The following is a 15,690-nucleotide window of genomic DNA, read 5'->3' on the forward strand; positions in this document are numbered from 1 at the left end:
TATAGGATGAACCATGCGCAGAGTGAATCGGAAATACACACTCGACTCATGATTTCAGCAAAGATTTTTTATGCAGTGGTTGCGGCGTGCTGGGCTTGCAGAATTAAACGCGCCAGCTCCAGATCATCGGGATAGGTAATTTTAATATTGTCCGAGCGTCCCTGTACCACCTGTACCGGATAGCCACCATGCTCCAGCGCACTGGCTTCATCGGTAATATTCACCTCTTGCGCCAATGCCTGTTCAATCGCGCGTTTTAGCTCACCTAAGCGCGCCATTTGCGGGGTTTGCGCCTGCCACAGCTGGGCACGGTCTACTGTGGTCTGAATCTGCTGCTGCGTCTCTACGCGCTTGAGGGTGTCACGGACCGGAATGGCCAGAATGGCACTCTGGTTGCTGTGTACTGCCTGATTCACCAGCGCATATAAGTTTTCAACCGCCACACAGGGACGCGCGGCATCATGCACCAGCACCCAGTCTTCATCCGATGCAATAGCAGATAAATACTGCAAGGCATTCAGTACCGAGTTGACCCGCTCTGCGCCACCCAGACAAAAATGAGCTTTATCCTGATGTGCAAACGGCAAACGCTGGGCCACATCATCCTGCGCACCAATGGCCAGCACATAACCTGCCAGCGGCAACTGATTTAAACGCGCTACCGTATGCTCCAGCACCGTGTGGTCCTGGATCATCTGATATTGCTTGAGTTCGGATTTGGAAAAGCGACTGCCCGAGCCTGCTGCCGGAATAACGGCCCAAAGTTTATGGTGTAGGGGTTGTTGCAGCTGGCTGTGGTGCTTCATTGGTACGTAAATCTACCTGGGCATTCGGATTGATATAAATCGGCTTATATTGGGTACTGATGGTACTCATCTGTACAAAAGTTTCATGTGGTTTAATTAAGCCCAGATCAAGACGGGCATGTTCTTCGATGGCTTCTACACCATTTTTTAAATCATAAACTTCCGCGGCCAAAACCCGGTTACGTTCTTTTAATTCATTATTGAGTTCGGTTTGTTGTTGTATTTTCTGGGTCAGTTCCTGATGTTCACGATAACCACCTTCACCAAACCAGTATAAATATTGAAACCCTGCGATCAGAACGATCACAAGGCCCAACAGTACTTTACTCGATTTCGAGTCGAATACACTTAACATTGACATCTGTCGCTTAGTTTAAACCTTTAAACTCAGCTTTACCGCGATATGCAGCATTCGTCAATTCTTCAATACGAAGTAATTGGTTATATTTCGCTACACGGTCAGAACGGCATAGAGAACCGGTCTTGATTTGACCTGCTGCTGTACCTACTGCAAGATCGGCAATGGTCGAATCTTCAGTTTCACCTGAACGGTGAGAAATAACAGTCGAGTAACCATTGGCTTTTGCAAGGTAGATGGCATCTAAAGTTTCAGTCAAGGTACCGATCTGGTTGTATTTAATCAGAATCGAGTTACCCACTTTTTCGTTAATACCGCGTTGCAGGATTTTAGGGTTAGTCACGAATAGGTCATCACCGACCAACTGGATCTTGTCGCCAAGAATTGAAGTCAGGTAAGACCAGCCTTCCCAGTCAGATTCATCTAAACCATCTTCAATTGAGATAATTGGATATTGGTTTACCAAGCCAGCTAAATAGTCAGCAAACTGGTTGCTGGTGAATGCTTTGTTGCCTTCGCCTTCCAGTACGTATTGACCATTCTTGTAGAATTCAGAAGATGCACAGTCAAGCGCAAGCATCATGTCAGAACCTGCCTTGTAGCCAGTCTGTTCAATTGCTTCAAGAATTACGGTAATTGCTTCTTCGTTTGAACGTAAGTTCGGCGCGAAACCACCTTCATCACCTACAGCTGTGTTCAAACCTTTTTTCTTTAATACTGATTTTAACGCATGGAATACTTCAGCGCCTGAACGTAATGCTTCAGCGAATGAAGTGAAGCCTACTGGCTCAATCATGAACTCTTGGATGTCAACAGTGTTGTCTGCGTGCGCACCACCGTTCAGGATGTTCATCATTGGCACAGGCATAGTCAAAATGGTTTGACCACGTAAATCTGCGATGTATTGGAAAAGAGGAATTTTCTTTTCATCAGCAGCAGCGCGTGCAGCAGCCAAAGATACGGCTAGCGTTGCGTTTGCACCTAATTTTTCTTTGTTTTCAGTACCATCTAAAGCAATCATCGTATTGTCGATGTCTTTTTGCTCAAATACTGATTTACCCACCAGCGCATCACGGATTAGCGTGTTAACGTTGTTTACGGCAGTTTTCACACCTTTACCTAAGTAACGTGCTTTATCGCCATCACGAAGTTCTAAAGCTTCACGAGAACCAGTTGAAGCACCAGATGGTGCACATGCACGGCCAACTACGCCAGATGCTAAGATTACGTCTGCTTCGATGGTTGGGTTACCACGAGAGTCCAAAATTTCACGTGCACGAATGTCAACGATTTGGCTCATGAACAATTCCTCAGTTGATTGAATAATAGATGCTTTTGCGGGCATCAATGAGTATCTAACTTTTTGAATCCTTTAACTAAAGTATCCAATTCTTTTAATTGCGCCAAGAATGGCTCTAGCTGTGACAGACGCAGCGCACACGGGCCATCACATTTGGCCACATCCGGATCTGGATGCGCTTCCAAGAATAAACCTGCAAGCCCGGTCGCCATACCGGCACGCGCCAGTGTGGTGATTTGCGCACGGCGACCACCTGCTGAATCGGCACGACCACCCGGCGTTTGCAGCGCATGGGTCACATCGAAGAATACCGGCACATTCATTTCTTTCATGATGTCAAAGCCCAGCATATCGACCACCAGATTGTTGTAACCAAAGGCCGAGCCCCGTTCACAAAGAATCAGTTTGTCATTACCAGCTTCCAGACATTTATGCAGGATATGACGCATTTCATGCGGCGCAAGGAATTGGGCTTTTTTAATGTTGATGATGGCCTGTGTTTTGGCCATAGCTTCAACTAAATCGGTCTGACGGCTTAAAAAGGCAGGAAGCTGAATAATGTCAGCAACTTCAGCCACCGGCGCAGCCTGATACGGCTCATGCACGTCGGTGATAATCGGAACATTGAAGTGTTTTTTGATGTCTGCCAGCCACTCAATCCCTTTTTCCAGGCCTGGGCCACGGAACGAGTTCAGGCTTGAACGGTTGGCTTTATCAAAGCTGGCCTTAAAAACGTAAGGAATATTCAAACGTGTGCAGATATCAATATAGGTTTCTGCAATTTCAAAGGCCAAATCTTTGGACTCAAGTACGTTCATGCCGCCGAATAGTACAAATGGCAAGTGGTTTGCCATTTGTATATCGCCTAAACGTACAACTTCTTGTGCTTTTAATTGTGACATTTAAACTTCCTGGTTTATTCCTTTTACCGCTTAGTGCTTGTTTTGGTACTGCTTTTTGGCAGCATCAATAAAGCTTGCAAACAGCGGATGTCCATCACGTGGCGAGCTGGTAAATTCTGGGTGGAATTGTACCGCAATAAACCAAGGATGTTGAGGGATTTCAACTGTTTCCACCAAGTGCTGTACTGGTGAATAACCTGAGATTTTCATGCCTTTTTCTTCAAGAACAGGAATATAACGGTTATTCATTTCATAGCGGTGGCGGTGACGTTCAATAATTTCTGCTGAACCGTACACTTCACAGGTTTTGGTGCCTTCAACCAGTTCTGATTTTTGTGCACCTAAACGCATGGTACCGCCGAGGTCAGAATCAACTGAACGCTGCTGTACTTCACCACGCTCATCTAACCATTCGGTAATCAGACCAATTAATGGAGATTTGGTTGAACGGTTAAATTCAGTTGAAGTCGCATCTGCAATACCGGCAACGTTACGTGCGTATTCGATCACGGCAAGCTGCATACCTAAACAGATGCCCAGGAATGGTACACCGTTTTCACGTGCATAACGGATGGCCGCCATTTTGCCTTCAGTACCGCGCTCACCAAAGCCGCCTGGTACCAGAATTGCGTCAGCATCTTTCAGTACGGCTGCAACGTCCTGGCTTTCCAGGTCTTCTGCATTGACATAGTCAATCTGTACTTTGACACGGTTTTGAATACCAGCATGCAATAACGCTTCGTTCACCGATTTATAGGCATCTGGCAGTTCAACGTATTTACCAACCATCGCTACACGTACGGTATATTCCGGATTCAGTAAGGCTTCAACCACGTTATCCCAGTCAGACAGGTCTGCTTCTGGCACATCAAAACCAAAACGTTCACAGATCAAATCATCAACATCCTGCTCATAGAAGGTACGTGGAATTTGATAAATGGTTTTGGCATCTTTACATACCACCACTGCACGCGCTTCAACGTTGGTGAACAGTGCAATTTTGCGGGTAGTATCTGCGTCTACATCGTGCTCAGTACGGCAGATCAGGATATCTGGCTGAATACCGATTGACAGTAATTCTTTAACCGAGTGCTGGGTTGGCTTGGTTTTTAACTCTGCTGCAGACTTAATGTATGGCAACAGGGTTAAATGCATCAGCATGGTACGTTTATGACCGAGCTCAACCATGAGCTGACGGACCGATTCCATGAATGGGAGAGATTCAATGTCACCGACCGTGCCGCCAATCTCAACAATGGCAACGTCATAACCTTCACCTGCGCGAAGGACACGCTCTTTAATATTATCTGTGATGTGTGGAATCACCTGAACGGTACCGCCCAGATAATCACCACGACGCTCTTTATTTAAGACGTCTTGGTACACGCGACCTGATGTGAAGTTGTTTAACTTCGTCATCTTCGCACGACGCAAGAAACGTTCGTAATAACCCAAGTCTAAGTCAGTTTCAGCACCATCCTCTGTGACAAAAACTTCACCATGTTGGAAAGGACTCATCGTCCCTGGATCGACATTGATGTATGGATCCATTTTGACCATGGTTACTTTCAAACCACGGGCTTCTAAAAGTGCAGCAACTGAAGCAGCTGAAATACCTTTACCTAGTGATGAAACAACACCACCAGTCACGAAAATAAAATGGGTCATTGGGTTTCTCGTACAATCGAGCCTAAACTGGCCTGCAATGTTGCGCAATTTTACTTTACTCTGCACCTATAAAGCAAAGTCATTCCGCATCAATTCATAGAACAATAAACAATTGGCTATTCTATCAGCATTTCCGATAAAAAATTAGATTTTATTCATAGGATTTTCATCTGATTTTTTGCTGTTATAATACGCGCATCTCGTTGAACCCTCCTTTTTTAGATTATGAACAAAAAATTTTTGATTTGTGGTGCAATTGCAACCAGTTTATTCCTGAGTGCCTGTGTTAAAAAAGAAGCACCTCAGGAAGAAGAACAGGTTGAAGTTGAGGTTCAGCAAACTGAGCAGATCACTGAGCCAGCCCAGTTCGAGCCACTTGAAGCAGAAACGCCAGAAGTGTCTGAAACTGAAGCGCCAGTGGAATACGAAGTTGAACGTACTGAAACTGAAAACACCACAACTGAAATTCGTCGTGAAGTGACGCCACGTGAACCTGCGCCAGCCCCTCAGCCAGCTCAGGCCGCTCCTGCTGAAGACAAGCCGGTAGAAGCCCGTCCAGCCAACCCGGACCCGGACAGCCAGTCACAAGATGACGCTGTTGCCGCAGCCATTGCCGCAGCAACCCCAGCGCTTGAAAACTGATTTCAGCCTTCAAGCACTGTTGCATAAAAAAACCCAGTCCATGTACTGGGTTTTTTTATTGGCCTTTTTTATGAAGCTGTTCCATTCAGGAATAAGATCGTTCACCCTGTTGATGCTGGTTCTTTAAATAATCAGCCATTAAACGTGTGGCCCAGGACTGTGGCGCACCTAAACCTTCATAAAAACCGCAATGACTGCCCTTTTTGGTGGTCACCACCATAATATTCGGCATTTTCTGAATACTTTCTTTATACGGTTCCAGATTTTTAATATGACAAACCGGATCATCTTCGGCGTTTAAAATCATCAGGGGAATTTTGACATTCTGGAACACATAAATCGGGTTAATGGCTTTGCTATAACTTTCATAATCATGATAGCCAGCCATCTCAAAATAGGCCTGTTCAAATTCGGCCAGGTTTTGCGCGGTAATGACTTTGGCCAACGATTTGGTTTTCTGCCAGCTACTCCGATAAGGATCAATAAAGGCCTGAATCACCTTTTTGGTCATGACCTTACTATAAAACGGATGAACATGATTAAAGCCGATTTCAGTGTCATACCCCGGGCACAGTGCAAAAGCGGCTTTTAACGGCGTTTTATCGCCTTCTTCACCTAAATAACGCACCAGCAAACCGGTACCCGCCGATGAACCTACGCCGTATAGGGCAGAAACCGGGAATTTTTGCTGAATAAACTGGATCTGTTCCCGTAAATCTTCGGTGGAACCAAACAGGCAGATTTTCGGAACCGGCATAGGCAAGTTGGCATGACCACGGCGTAAACATAGGGCAATACGCCAGCCGGTCTGCTGATGTAAATCCCGCACCAGCTCGCTCATACTCTCGGCAGTGCCAACAATAGTGTGCATTACAATAATGGTTGGGGTGCGTGGTGGCAGATGCAGACCGTACCAGGCAATAGCCGTTACGCCACCATCGGACATGTTCAGCTGTTCAATGGCATCGTAATGCAGGCGGATGGTTTTTTTCTTGATTAAGTCAAAATAAAGCAGATGCGCATGGGTATTGGACAGCCACGGGGTTGGCCGGTATTTCTGTTTCAGTTGCGGTAAAACATCTATACAGCGCCGGATTTGACCTTCGGGATTAAAATATAAGGTCGGTTCTGCGGCGCCGGTCCATTCATCAATCAAGCGCTGGGTGAGCTGGGCCATTTTCTGGATCACAAATTTCATGTTTTGTTCCCCCCTTTTATGGTTTGGCTTATATCATGCTAGTTCTCTCATGTTATGAAGTCAGTTGAATTCAGGGCTTAGATCAGGTGGGCATAAATTGTGCCATCCGTTGTCCCATCTCGGCAGCCAAAGCTTCGAGGCCGCTTTTAGGACGAATCATCACTTCAAAATCAATAATCTGACCTTGATCATTGAAGCGGATCATATCAATACCCTTGAGTTTTTTATCTCCCACCTGGGCAGAAAACTCAAGCACAACATTGTTACCGTCTGCAGCATAAAATTCACGGTGATAGCTAAAGTTCTCAAAGACCTGAATTACATTGGTCAGAATAAAAAACACCACCTGCTTGCCGGCATAAGGCTGATAGGCCACCGGAGAACGAAACACCACCTCATCGGCCAGCAGTTCATTCAGGATGGCCATATCACGCTGTTCAAGCATCTGGTGCCAACGGGCAATGGCAGTTTTGGTGGTGTGTAAAGTCATTTTGGGGTCCTTTTTTGTTTTGATATTTCATTGCTATATAAACTCCCCCTGAGCAAGTTTTAAAGCATTGCTTTAAAACGAAGTGCAAGAAAGGAGGATTTAGGGGAGTTTTTCTACAAGAATCCCTCCCAACCTCCCTTTTTCAAAGGAAGGAGTTGATTCTATTCAGTGAATTCCCTCAGCTTCCAGAAGATGAGCAACCCTGCTGCACAGGGCAGAGGCGGTTATTCACCCTCTCCCCAGCGCTCTTCCATAGGGAGAGGGTGAAGGAATTGCATTAAATTTTCGCCGCCAACTCTGCGCCCTGACGGATTGCGCGTTTGGCATCTAACTCACCGGCTTCCTTGGCACCGCCAATCAGATGCACATTTTTACCCGCAGCTTGCAGCTGATCGTACATAGCAGTATAAGATTCTTGTCCGGCACAGATCACCACATTTTCAACTTCCAACAGCATCGGCTGGTCATTGACCGTAATATGCAGCCCCTGATCATCAATTTTCTGGTAGCTTACGCCGGCCATCATTTTAACGTCACGGTTTTTTAAGCCGGTACGATGAATCCAGCCGGTGGTTTTGCCCAGGCCTGCTCCCACCGAAGATGCTTTACGCTGCAATAAATAGATTTCATGATTGGAGGCTTCTACCTGTGCCGGTTTCAGGCCACCGACATGCTCATATTCGGTATCAATCCCCCATTCATCATAGAATTTTTCCGGATTCAGACTGCCACTTTCACCGGCATGACTTAAGTATTCTGCGGTATCAAAACCAATTCCACCAGCACCAATAATCGCAACCCGTTTCGCCACCGGTCGACGCTCTTTCAGCACATCCAGATAGCTCAGAACTTTAGGATGATCAATTCCTTCAATCTCCAGCTGACGTGGAGTCACCCCGGTTGCCACCACAATTTCGTCAAAACTGCTTTTGCTCAGCTCATCAAAGCTGGCCGTATGGTTCAGTTTTAGCTGAATGCGTGGCTGCAACTCAATTTGACGTTTGAAATAACGCAAGGTTTCATAAAACTCTTCTTTGCCCGGAATGGTCTTGGCAATATTAAACTGCCCGCCAATCTGGTTAGAGGCTTCAAAAATCGTCACTTCATGACCACGGTCTGCCGCATAAATTGCAAAGCTTAAACCGGCTGGACCCGCTCCAATCACCGCAATGTTTTTCGGCTGGCTGGCTTCTTTAAAGATCAGTTCGGTTTCATGACAGGCACGCGGATTGACCAGACAGGAGGCAATTTTCATGGAGAAAATATGGTCCAGACAGGCCTGGTTACAGGCAATACAAGTATTAATTTCATCGCTACGGCCCTGCTCGGCTTTTACTACAAAATCGGCATCTGCCAAAAATGGACGCGCCATCGACACCATATCGGCCTGGCCAGTCGCCAGTACATGCTCTGCCATTTCCGGGGTGTTAATCCGGTTGGAGGTGATTAAAGGAATTTTGACTTCACTTTTGAGCTTTTCTGTGACCCAGCTAAAAGCCGCACGCGGCACTTTGGTGGCAATGGTCGGAATACGTGCTTCATGCCAGCCAATACCGGTATTAATAATGGTCGCACCCGCTTTTTCAATTTCTTTGGCCAGCTGCACCACTTCTTCAAAACTTGATCCGCCTTCGACCAGATCCAGCATTGACAGACGATAGATAATAATAAAGTTTTCACCCACTTCAGCACGGGTACGTTTCACGATTTCAATTGGAAAGCGAATCCGGTTTTCATAGCTGCCGCCCCATTCATCATCACGATGATTGGTACGCTTGGCAATAAACTCGTTAATCAAGTAGCCTTCCGAACCCATAATTTCAACACCGTCATAACCAGCATATTTGGCCAGCTTGGCACAGTTGGCAAAATCGGCAATGGTCTGCTGTACTTCGGCCGAGGTGAGTGCATGCGGTTTAGACGGGTTAATAGGCGCCTGAATCGCGGATGGCGCCACAATATCCGGCTGATAGGAATAACGTCCAGTATGCAAAATCTGCAAGGCGATTTTACCGCCCGCTTCATGCACGGCTTGGGTGACCACTTTATGTTTTTCAGCTTCGGCCAAGGTGTCAAGTTTATTGCCACCTGCAAAGGTTAAGCCGGCATCATTTGGAGAAATCCCGCCGGTCACAATCAGGCCCACGCCGCCTTTGGCACGCTCTGCATAGAATGCTGCCATCCGTGCATAACCATTTGGTGCTTCTTCAAGACCCACATGCATAGAACCCATAAGTACGCGGTTTTTTAAGGTGGTAAAGCCTAAATCAAGCGGGGCTAACAGATGCGGATAATTCGACATATTCTCTCCTTGGCTGGCCAAAAGCGGGCTATTTTTATGTTAATGCAACTTGTTGCATAAATTTATATGCGAATTTTGACTTTTATGCAACATGTTGCATAATATTTTAGATTCATACTTGCATGATCTCGTCTATGTCTTTAGCCCATGTGTTACTCACCAGCCTGATTGAAAAACCCAGCACGGGCATTGAACTGGCCCGGCGCTTTGATCGCTCGATGGGCTTTTTCTGGAATGCCACCCATCAGCAGATTTATCGTGAATTAAACAGCATGCTCAGCAAAGGCTGGATTTCCACTTTGGCTGAAGAAGATGCCCAAGGCCGTAAAAAAACCTATCAGGTTGAGGCCGCAGGCCGGGTCGAACTGGCCGACTGGATGGTCAAGCAAGGTCCTCCGGCGCAGCTCCGTGAAGAACTGATGGTGCGTTTACGGGCCGAAGCACAACTCGGCGGTAATGAGGTTTTGCCCGAGCTAGAGCGGCATTTACAGTTGCATCAGGAAAAATTGCAGCTGTATCAGGCCATTTATGCCAAAGACTTTGCCCAGCAGACCGACGAAAATCGTACCTTATATATTCATAAAATGATTTTACAGCTGGGTATCGAGCAGGAAATCGGCTGGATTCGCTGGCTGGACGCGGTGATTCCTGCGCTAAAAGCTTTTGATCAACAACAATAAAATTTCAAGGAGTGAAATCTCATGCCGTATTATGTCATGCCCGATGGCGAAGGTTTATTTGTACGTGAATTTGGTCAGGGCCAACCGGTGCTGGTGCTGTCCGGTTTGGGCATGCACAGCTGGCAATGGCTGCCGTTTTTGTGGCCGCTACGCAAACAGTTCCGTTTTATTATTCCCGACTGGCGCGGCTTTGGCGGTTCGAAACAGTGCCGTATTCCGGAGCTGGATGCCATTTCCAGCCACTGGCAGGATGTGCAATCCTTAATTCAGCAAATGCAGCTGCAACAGTTTATAATTATTGCCTATTCGATGGGCGCGACCACCGCCATGCATGGCATGCAATATGGACAGCTGGCAACGCAGTTAAAAGCCTATCTGCATATTGATCAGACCCCAAAAATCCTGGTAGATGAACACTGGGCTTATGGCCTGTTTGGTCAGCAGCACAGCCGCTTTAAACAGATTTTATCTGAACTGTCCGCGCTATTTACGGAACACGCACATCTTCAGTGGATTCACGATTTAAATAACACAGCCAAAGATCAACTGTTTGCTTTATGGATGCAGTTTATTGAGCTGCAAAATAACAACCCTCGCCAGCGAGCCATCTTTCGTAAAATCCTGCAACAGCCACGTTTGCAACATCTGCTGTTACCCTCATCTCGACTGGACTATATGGCCTGGTATATCCGTAACTATTTGGAGCATACCGAAGATTATCGCGAGGCCTTAAGCCAGCTGAACTGTCCTACGGTGTTTTTTAGCGGGGTGCAATCGGTGCTCTATCCGGTACAGGGACAAACCCTGATTGCCCAGAGTGTGGCACAGGCACAGCAGGTGTTATTTGAAAAATCAGGGCATACTCCGCTACTGACTGAGCCGCTGAAATTTGCCCGTGAAATTAAACACTTTTTGTTGCAGCATCAGTAAGTATCTACATCAATATTTATAGCGCACTCAATAAAAAAAGCCGAACAGTGTGAGGTTCGGCAAAAAGCAAGTGAAAATCAGCAATCAAGGCAAAACGCTAGGCAATTTCCCCATCAATAATGCCCTGCTGTTTTAAAGCTTGCAGTTCTTCGGTAGATTTAAAGCGGGACAAAATATAGGCCGTATGTTCACCCAGTTGCGGTGGTGCCTGCCGGTATTCGACCGGTGTATCTGACAGCTTGATCGGTGATGCAATCATTTTAAATTGCGCATTTAAACTGTGCGGCAAATTGACCAGCATCTGCCGATGCTGAATTTGCGGCTCAGCCAAGGCATCTTCAATCGAGTTAATTACACCGACCGGTACTTTGACCGCATGAATCCGGCGTACCCATTCCTCTGCATCCTGACTCAGAAAAAATTCAGCCAGAGCTGGAATCAGCTCATCGCGGTATTTGACCCGGTCCTGATTACGTAAGAATTTCGGATTGTTCAATAATTCCGGATAACCAATGGCCAGACATAGGTCCTTGAACTGTTTGTCATTACCACAGGCAATAATAAATTCCTTATCTTTAGCCTTAAAGGTTTGATACGGCACAATATTCGGGTGTTTATTGCCCATGCGCTGCGGTGACTGGCCACTGCTCAGATAATTCATGCCCTGATTGGCCAGCGTTGCCACCTGAACATCCAATAAAGACAGATCAATATATTGTCCACGTCCGGTATGATGCCGCGCCAATAATGCTGCCTGAATCGCCACCGTGGCATACAGTCCGGTCTGAATATCCACCACTGCCACACCGACCTTCTGTGCACCACCACCCGGTTCATGATCCGGTTCGCCGGTAATGCTCATCAGGCCAGACATGCCTTGAATAATAAAGTCATAACCCGGTTCTGCTGCCCGCGGTCCATCCTGACCAAATCCGGTAATCGAGCAATATACCAATTGCGGATTCAGTTCACTCAGGCTGGCATAATCCAGTCCATATCTGGCCAGCGAACCAGCCTTATAATTTTCGATGATCACATCGGACGTTTTGACCAGCTCACGAATCAGCTGTTGGCCCTGTTCACTGGCAATATCGACACTGACCGAATATTTATTGCGGTTGGCACACTGAAAATAACCGGATTCACGGGTAGCGTTGCCCTGTGCATCGGGCATCCAGGGCGGTCCCCACATGCGGGTATCATCGCCTACCTGTGGCCGTTCAATTTTAATCACTTCTGCGCCTAAATCCGCCAGAATCTGTCCGCACCATGGACCCGCCAATACCCTGCTTAAATCCAGTACCCGAATTCCTTGTAATGCACCCATCTTATCCTCCGCTAGATCCGGGGGATGCTCCCCCGCGATCCTTTTATTTTTATTTAACTGTGGCTGGTTTCACGCTGACATCATTGCTGGCAGCCGCTGTTTGCCCCGTTTCCACGTTGGTGTTTTGCGCACTCAGACTGGCTTGCTGTGGATCATATTGACGCTCACGAATCAGCAGTCCTGGAATCACCCCGGCAATGAAGTAGGCGGCACCCATCACAATAAAGGCCATGGTGAAAGAGCTGCCTGCTGCAATCATCCCGATGGTTGCCGGTGCAATCGCTGCGCCCAGACGTCCCATGTTATAGGCACCACCAATGGCTGTACCGCGTACATCGGTCGAGAAGGTTTCAGCCATATAGGTGGCATTGACACCGTATGGAATCCCGTACAGGAAGCCAAAGGTCACCAGCAAGTAGGCAATATTGTCCGGCGTGTTAAAGAAGATGATGACTGGCAGGAAGGCCGCTGTACTGACCGTACCAAATACAAAGGTAATCCGGCGTCCGAACTTATCTGCAGCATAACCGGCCAGAATTTTACCCAGAATCATGGCGGTATAGGCACCGACCATATAACCGGTCAGGGCTTTAAAGTTCATGTTTAAATCGGTTTCCAGATAGGTCGGCATCCAGTTATTTACGCCATAATAACCAAACTGTAAAAAGGCCGCAGTAGTCATCCAGAGCAGGAACATTTTACGGTGGTTCTGATGGCCAAAAATACGCTTATAGATACTTTCAGACGGTGCAGCAGCTGGGTTTTCCGGTACGTGCTGAGGTGCCTCAAGTTTTAGTTCACGGCGTTTAATCTGTTCAATTTTGGCTTCCTGCCAAGAAGCTGGTTCTGGTACAAAGCGCATGAAGATTAAGGCAAAGCCGGCAGGAATAATGGTCACATAGAACAGCATACGCCAGCCATGATCGGGAATAATCGCCCCGGCCATGAGCGTCGCCACGATATAACCCACAGTCTGACCGGTCTGCAAAGTCCCCAGCACCGTGGTGCGGTATTTGGTCGGGACATACTCTGCCATTAAGGTATTACAGGCCATATACAGTGAACCTAAACCAAAGGCACCAATAAAACGTAAAATCATGAACTGTTCATAATTTTGGGTAAAACCTAAAATACAGGTCATGATCGAGAAAAACACCACCGACCAGGCAATGGTTTTGACCCGTCCAAATTTGTCACAGGCCCAGCCACCGGAAATGCCACCTAAGGCCATGCCGGCCAGTGACGCACTGCCGAGCATTCCGGCCTGAAACGTGGTTAAACCAAATTCTGCTTTTAAACTGGTTAAGCTAAAAGACAGCAGCATGATGTCTACGCCATCAATCACCAAAGACACAAAGGCAAAAATAAAGGCCAGTTTCCAGGTGTTTTTATTAATTCGATGGGCGGTACCCACATTCGATGGCAGTTTTAAGCCCAGTGTTCCGGCTTCAGCGTGTATATCGTTTTTCATCTTGTCGTTACCTCATTTTCCCAAATGAGTCACCGGTATTTTTTGCTATGGGTTCTGCCTTTCTGCTTTTTATTCTTTTTTATTCAGTAGCGCATGACAGCCAAAACTCGCCCACAGCAAGACCCGAGAGTCTGCCGATGAATCCTTTATTTACGTTATGAATCAGATTTTTTAGACACAACTATCCTGAGGATGTTCATCCTGAACATCCTGGCTATTTTTCTATGACATTAATTACAGAATGCAGCGATTCCGGTCTGTGCTCGGCCCAGAATTAAGGCATGTACGTCATGCGTCCCTTCATAGGTATTCACCACTTCCAGATTCACCAGATGACGCGCCACACCAAATTCATCCGAAATACCGTTACCACCCATCATGTCACGGGCCAAACGGGCAATATCCAGCGCCTTGCCACAGTTATTACGCTTGATTAAAGATGTACCTTCAATCGAGGCAATACCTTCATCTTTCATGCGGCCAAAACGTAATGCGGCCTGTAAACCTAAAGCGATTTCAGTTTGCATATCAGCCAGTTTTTTCTGGATTAACTGATTGGCAGCCAAAGGACGACCAAACTGTTTACGGTCCATGGTGTACTGATGTGCGGTATGCCAGCAGAACTCTGCCGCACCCATCGCACCCCAGGCAATGCCGTAACGGGCACTGTTCAGGCAGGTAAATGGACCTTTTAAGCCACGAACTTCTGGGAAAGCATTTTCTTCTGGGACAAATACGTTATCCATTACAATTTCACCGGTGATGGAAGCACGTAAACCGACCTTGCCGTGAATCGCAGGCGCAGACAGCCCTTCCCAGCCTTTTTCCAGAATAAAGCCGCGAATGTCACCGACATTGCCTTCAGGTGAAACTTCTTTGGCCCAGACCACAAATACATCGGCAATTGGGCTGTTGGTAATCCACATTTTTGCGCCTGTTAAACGATAACCGCCATCGACTTTTTTGGCACGGGTAATCATGCTGCCCGGGTCAGAACCATGATCCGGTTCGGTCAGACCAAAGCAGCCAATATATTCACCCGTAGCTAATTTTGGTAAATACTTCTGTTTTTGTTCTTCCGAGCCAAATTCATTAATTGGCACCATCACCAGCGAGCTTTGTACACTGGCCATAGAACGGTAGCCTGAATCGACACGTTCAACTTCACGGGCAATCAGACCATAGCTGACATAATTTAAACCGGCACCGCCGTATTGCTCAGGAATGGTCGGGCCCAGCAAACCGAGCTCGCCCATTTCACGGAAAATGGTCGGATCGGTTTTTTCATGACGGAACTGTTCTAATACACGTGGCATCAGCTTGTCCTGACAATAGGCTGCAGCAGTATCACGGATCATGCGTTCTTCTGCAGTCAGCTGCTGCTCCAGCAGGAATGGGTCTTGCCAGTCAAAATGTACTTTACGGCCTGAATGTGAATTTACCATTTGATTCATAGCTTCCTCTGCCTGAATGATGTTCTCGTTGTTTGTGTTGATACTATGTGTGAAAAATAATATTTTCAAACGAGATTTTTTAATGCAGATATGCATTCTCCGTATATCTTAAATAAGCATATTCATACTGGAGCTGCGCATCGCTCTAAAACCTGTGAAGAA

The 15,690-nt window shown here is 46.8% G+C and carries 14 protein-coding genes; 3 read left to right on the plus strand and 11 right to left on the minus strand.

The annotated features are described in order from the left end of the window. Positions 1-68: 68 nt before the first annotated feature. The 5 genes from ispD to GA693_RS05885 are packed head-to-tail and all read right to left on the minus strand — an operon-like array spanning position 69 to position 5,034. Positions 69-806: a 2-C-methyl-D-erythritol 4-phosphate cytidylyltransferase gene (gene ispD, locus GA693_RS05865; RefSeq protein ID WP_005178503.1), complete on the minus strand. Its 738-nt coding sequence runs from the start codon at positions 804-806 to the stop codon at positions 69-71. Next, complete coding sequence (locus GA693_RS05870) at positions 766-1,167, minus strand: septum formation initiator family protein (RefSeq protein WP_160241248.1); 402 nt, start codon at positions 1,165-1,167, stop codon at positions 766-768. Before GA693_RS05870 ends, ispD begins: the two co-directional genes overlap by 41 nt. Before the next feature lie 7 nt (positions 1,168-1,174). Further along, positions 1,175-2,464, minus strand: coding sequence for a phosphopyruvate hydratase (gene eno / locus GA693_RS05875; RefSeq protein ID WP_016659026.1), 1,290 nt, complete (start codon positions 2,462-2,464; stop codon positions 1,175-1,177). Positions 2,465-2,508: 44 nt separating this feature from the next. After that, the gene (gene kdsA, locus GA693_RS05880; RefSeq protein ID WP_005178509.1) at positions 2,509-3,366 is read right to left on the minus strand and encodes a 3-deoxy-8-phosphooctulonate synthase; all 858 of its coding nucleotides are present in this window, start codon (positions 3,364-3,366) and stop codon (positions 2,509-2,511) included. Positions 3,367-3,396: 30 nt separating this feature from the next. After that, complete coding sequence (locus GA693_RS05885; protein WP_005178510.1) at positions 3,397-5,034, minus strand: CTP synthase; 1,638 nt, start codon at positions 5,032-5,034, stop codon at positions 3,397-3,399. A 225-nt stretch (positions 5,035-5,259) separates the two neighbouring features. Between GA693_RS05885 and GA693_RS05890 the strand changes: the two genes are divergently transcribed. Continuing rightward, positions 5,260-5,676: a hypothetical protein gene (locus GA693_RS05890; protein WP_005178512.1), complete on the plus strand. Its 417-nt coding sequence runs from the start codon at positions 5,260-5,262 to the stop codon at positions 5,674-5,676. Between the two features lie 85 nt (positions 5,677-5,761). On the opposite strand, the gene GA693_RS05895 is transcribed toward GA693_RS05890, so the two are convergent. The 3 genes from GA693_RS05895 to GA693_RS05905 all read right to left on the minus strand — a co-directional run bounded on the left by GA693_RS05895 (position 5,762) and on the right by GA693_RS05905 (position 9,666). Then, positions 5,762-6,874 carry a YheT family hydrolase gene (locus GA693_RS05895; RefSeq protein ID WP_160241247.1) on the minus strand — a complete coding sequence of 371 codons (1,113 nt, stop codon included), beginning with the start codon at positions 6,872-6,874 and terminating at the stop codon, positions 5,762-5,764. A gap of 82 nt (positions 6,875-6,956) precedes the next feature. After that, positions 6,957-7,364, minus strand: coding sequence for a nuclear transport factor 2 family protein (locus GA693_RS05900; protein WP_127800150.1), 408 nt, complete (start codon positions 7,362-7,364; stop codon positions 6,957-6,959). Between the two features lie 277 nt (positions 7,365-7,641). After that, positions 7,642-9,666, minus strand: a complete 2,025-nt coding sequence (locus GA693_RS05905) for an NADPH-dependent 2,4-dienoyl-CoA reductase (RefSeq protein WP_005178520.1) — start codon at positions 9,664-9,666, stop codon at positions 7,642-7,644. 134 nt (positions 9,667-9,800) lie between these two features. Between GA693_RS05905 and GA693_RS05910 the strand changes: the two genes are divergently transcribed. After that, positions 9,801-10,346 carry a PadR family transcriptional regulator gene (locus GA693_RS05910; protein WP_005178523.1) on the plus strand — a complete coding sequence of 182 codons (546 nt, stop codon included), beginning with the start codon at positions 9,801-9,803 and terminating at the stop codon, positions 10,344-10,346. Positions 10,347-10,367: 21 nt separating this feature from the next. Further along, complete coding sequence (locus GA693_RS05915; RefSeq protein WP_160241246.1) at positions 10,368-11,276, plus strand: alpha/beta fold hydrolase; 909 nt, start codon at positions 10,368-10,370, stop codon at positions 11,274-11,276. 97 nt (positions 11,277-11,373) lie between these two features. Here the strand turns inward: GA693_RS05915 and GA693_RS05920 are convergent, their stop codons facing one another. From GA693_RS05920 to GA693_RS05930, 3 genes are all read right to left on the minus strand, one after another. Further along, positions 11,374-12,603, minus strand: coding sequence for a CaiB/BaiF CoA transferase family protein (locus GA693_RS05920; RefSeq protein ID WP_160241245.1), 1,230 nt, complete (start codon positions 12,601-12,603; stop codon positions 11,374-11,376). A gap of 49 nt (positions 12,604-12,652) precedes the next feature. After that, positions 12,653-14,074, minus strand: a complete 1,422-nt coding sequence (locus GA693_RS05925) for an MFS transporter (protein WP_075174549.1) — start codon at positions 14,072-14,074, stop codon at positions 12,653-12,655. Positions 14,075-14,304: 230 nt separating this feature from the next. Beyond that, entirely contained in the window at positions 14,305-15,528 is a 1,224-nt protein-coding gene (locus tag GA693_RS05930; protein WP_016659032.1) for an acyl-CoA dehydrogenase, read from the minus strand. Positions 15,529-15,690 lie beyond the last annotated feature (162 nt).

The sequence above is a fragment of the Acinetobacter indicus genome, from assembly GCF_009914475.1.
GTDB classification, from domain to species: Bacteria; Pseudomonadota; Gammaproteobacteria; order Pseudomonadales; family Moraxellaceae; genus Acinetobacter; species Acinetobacter indicus.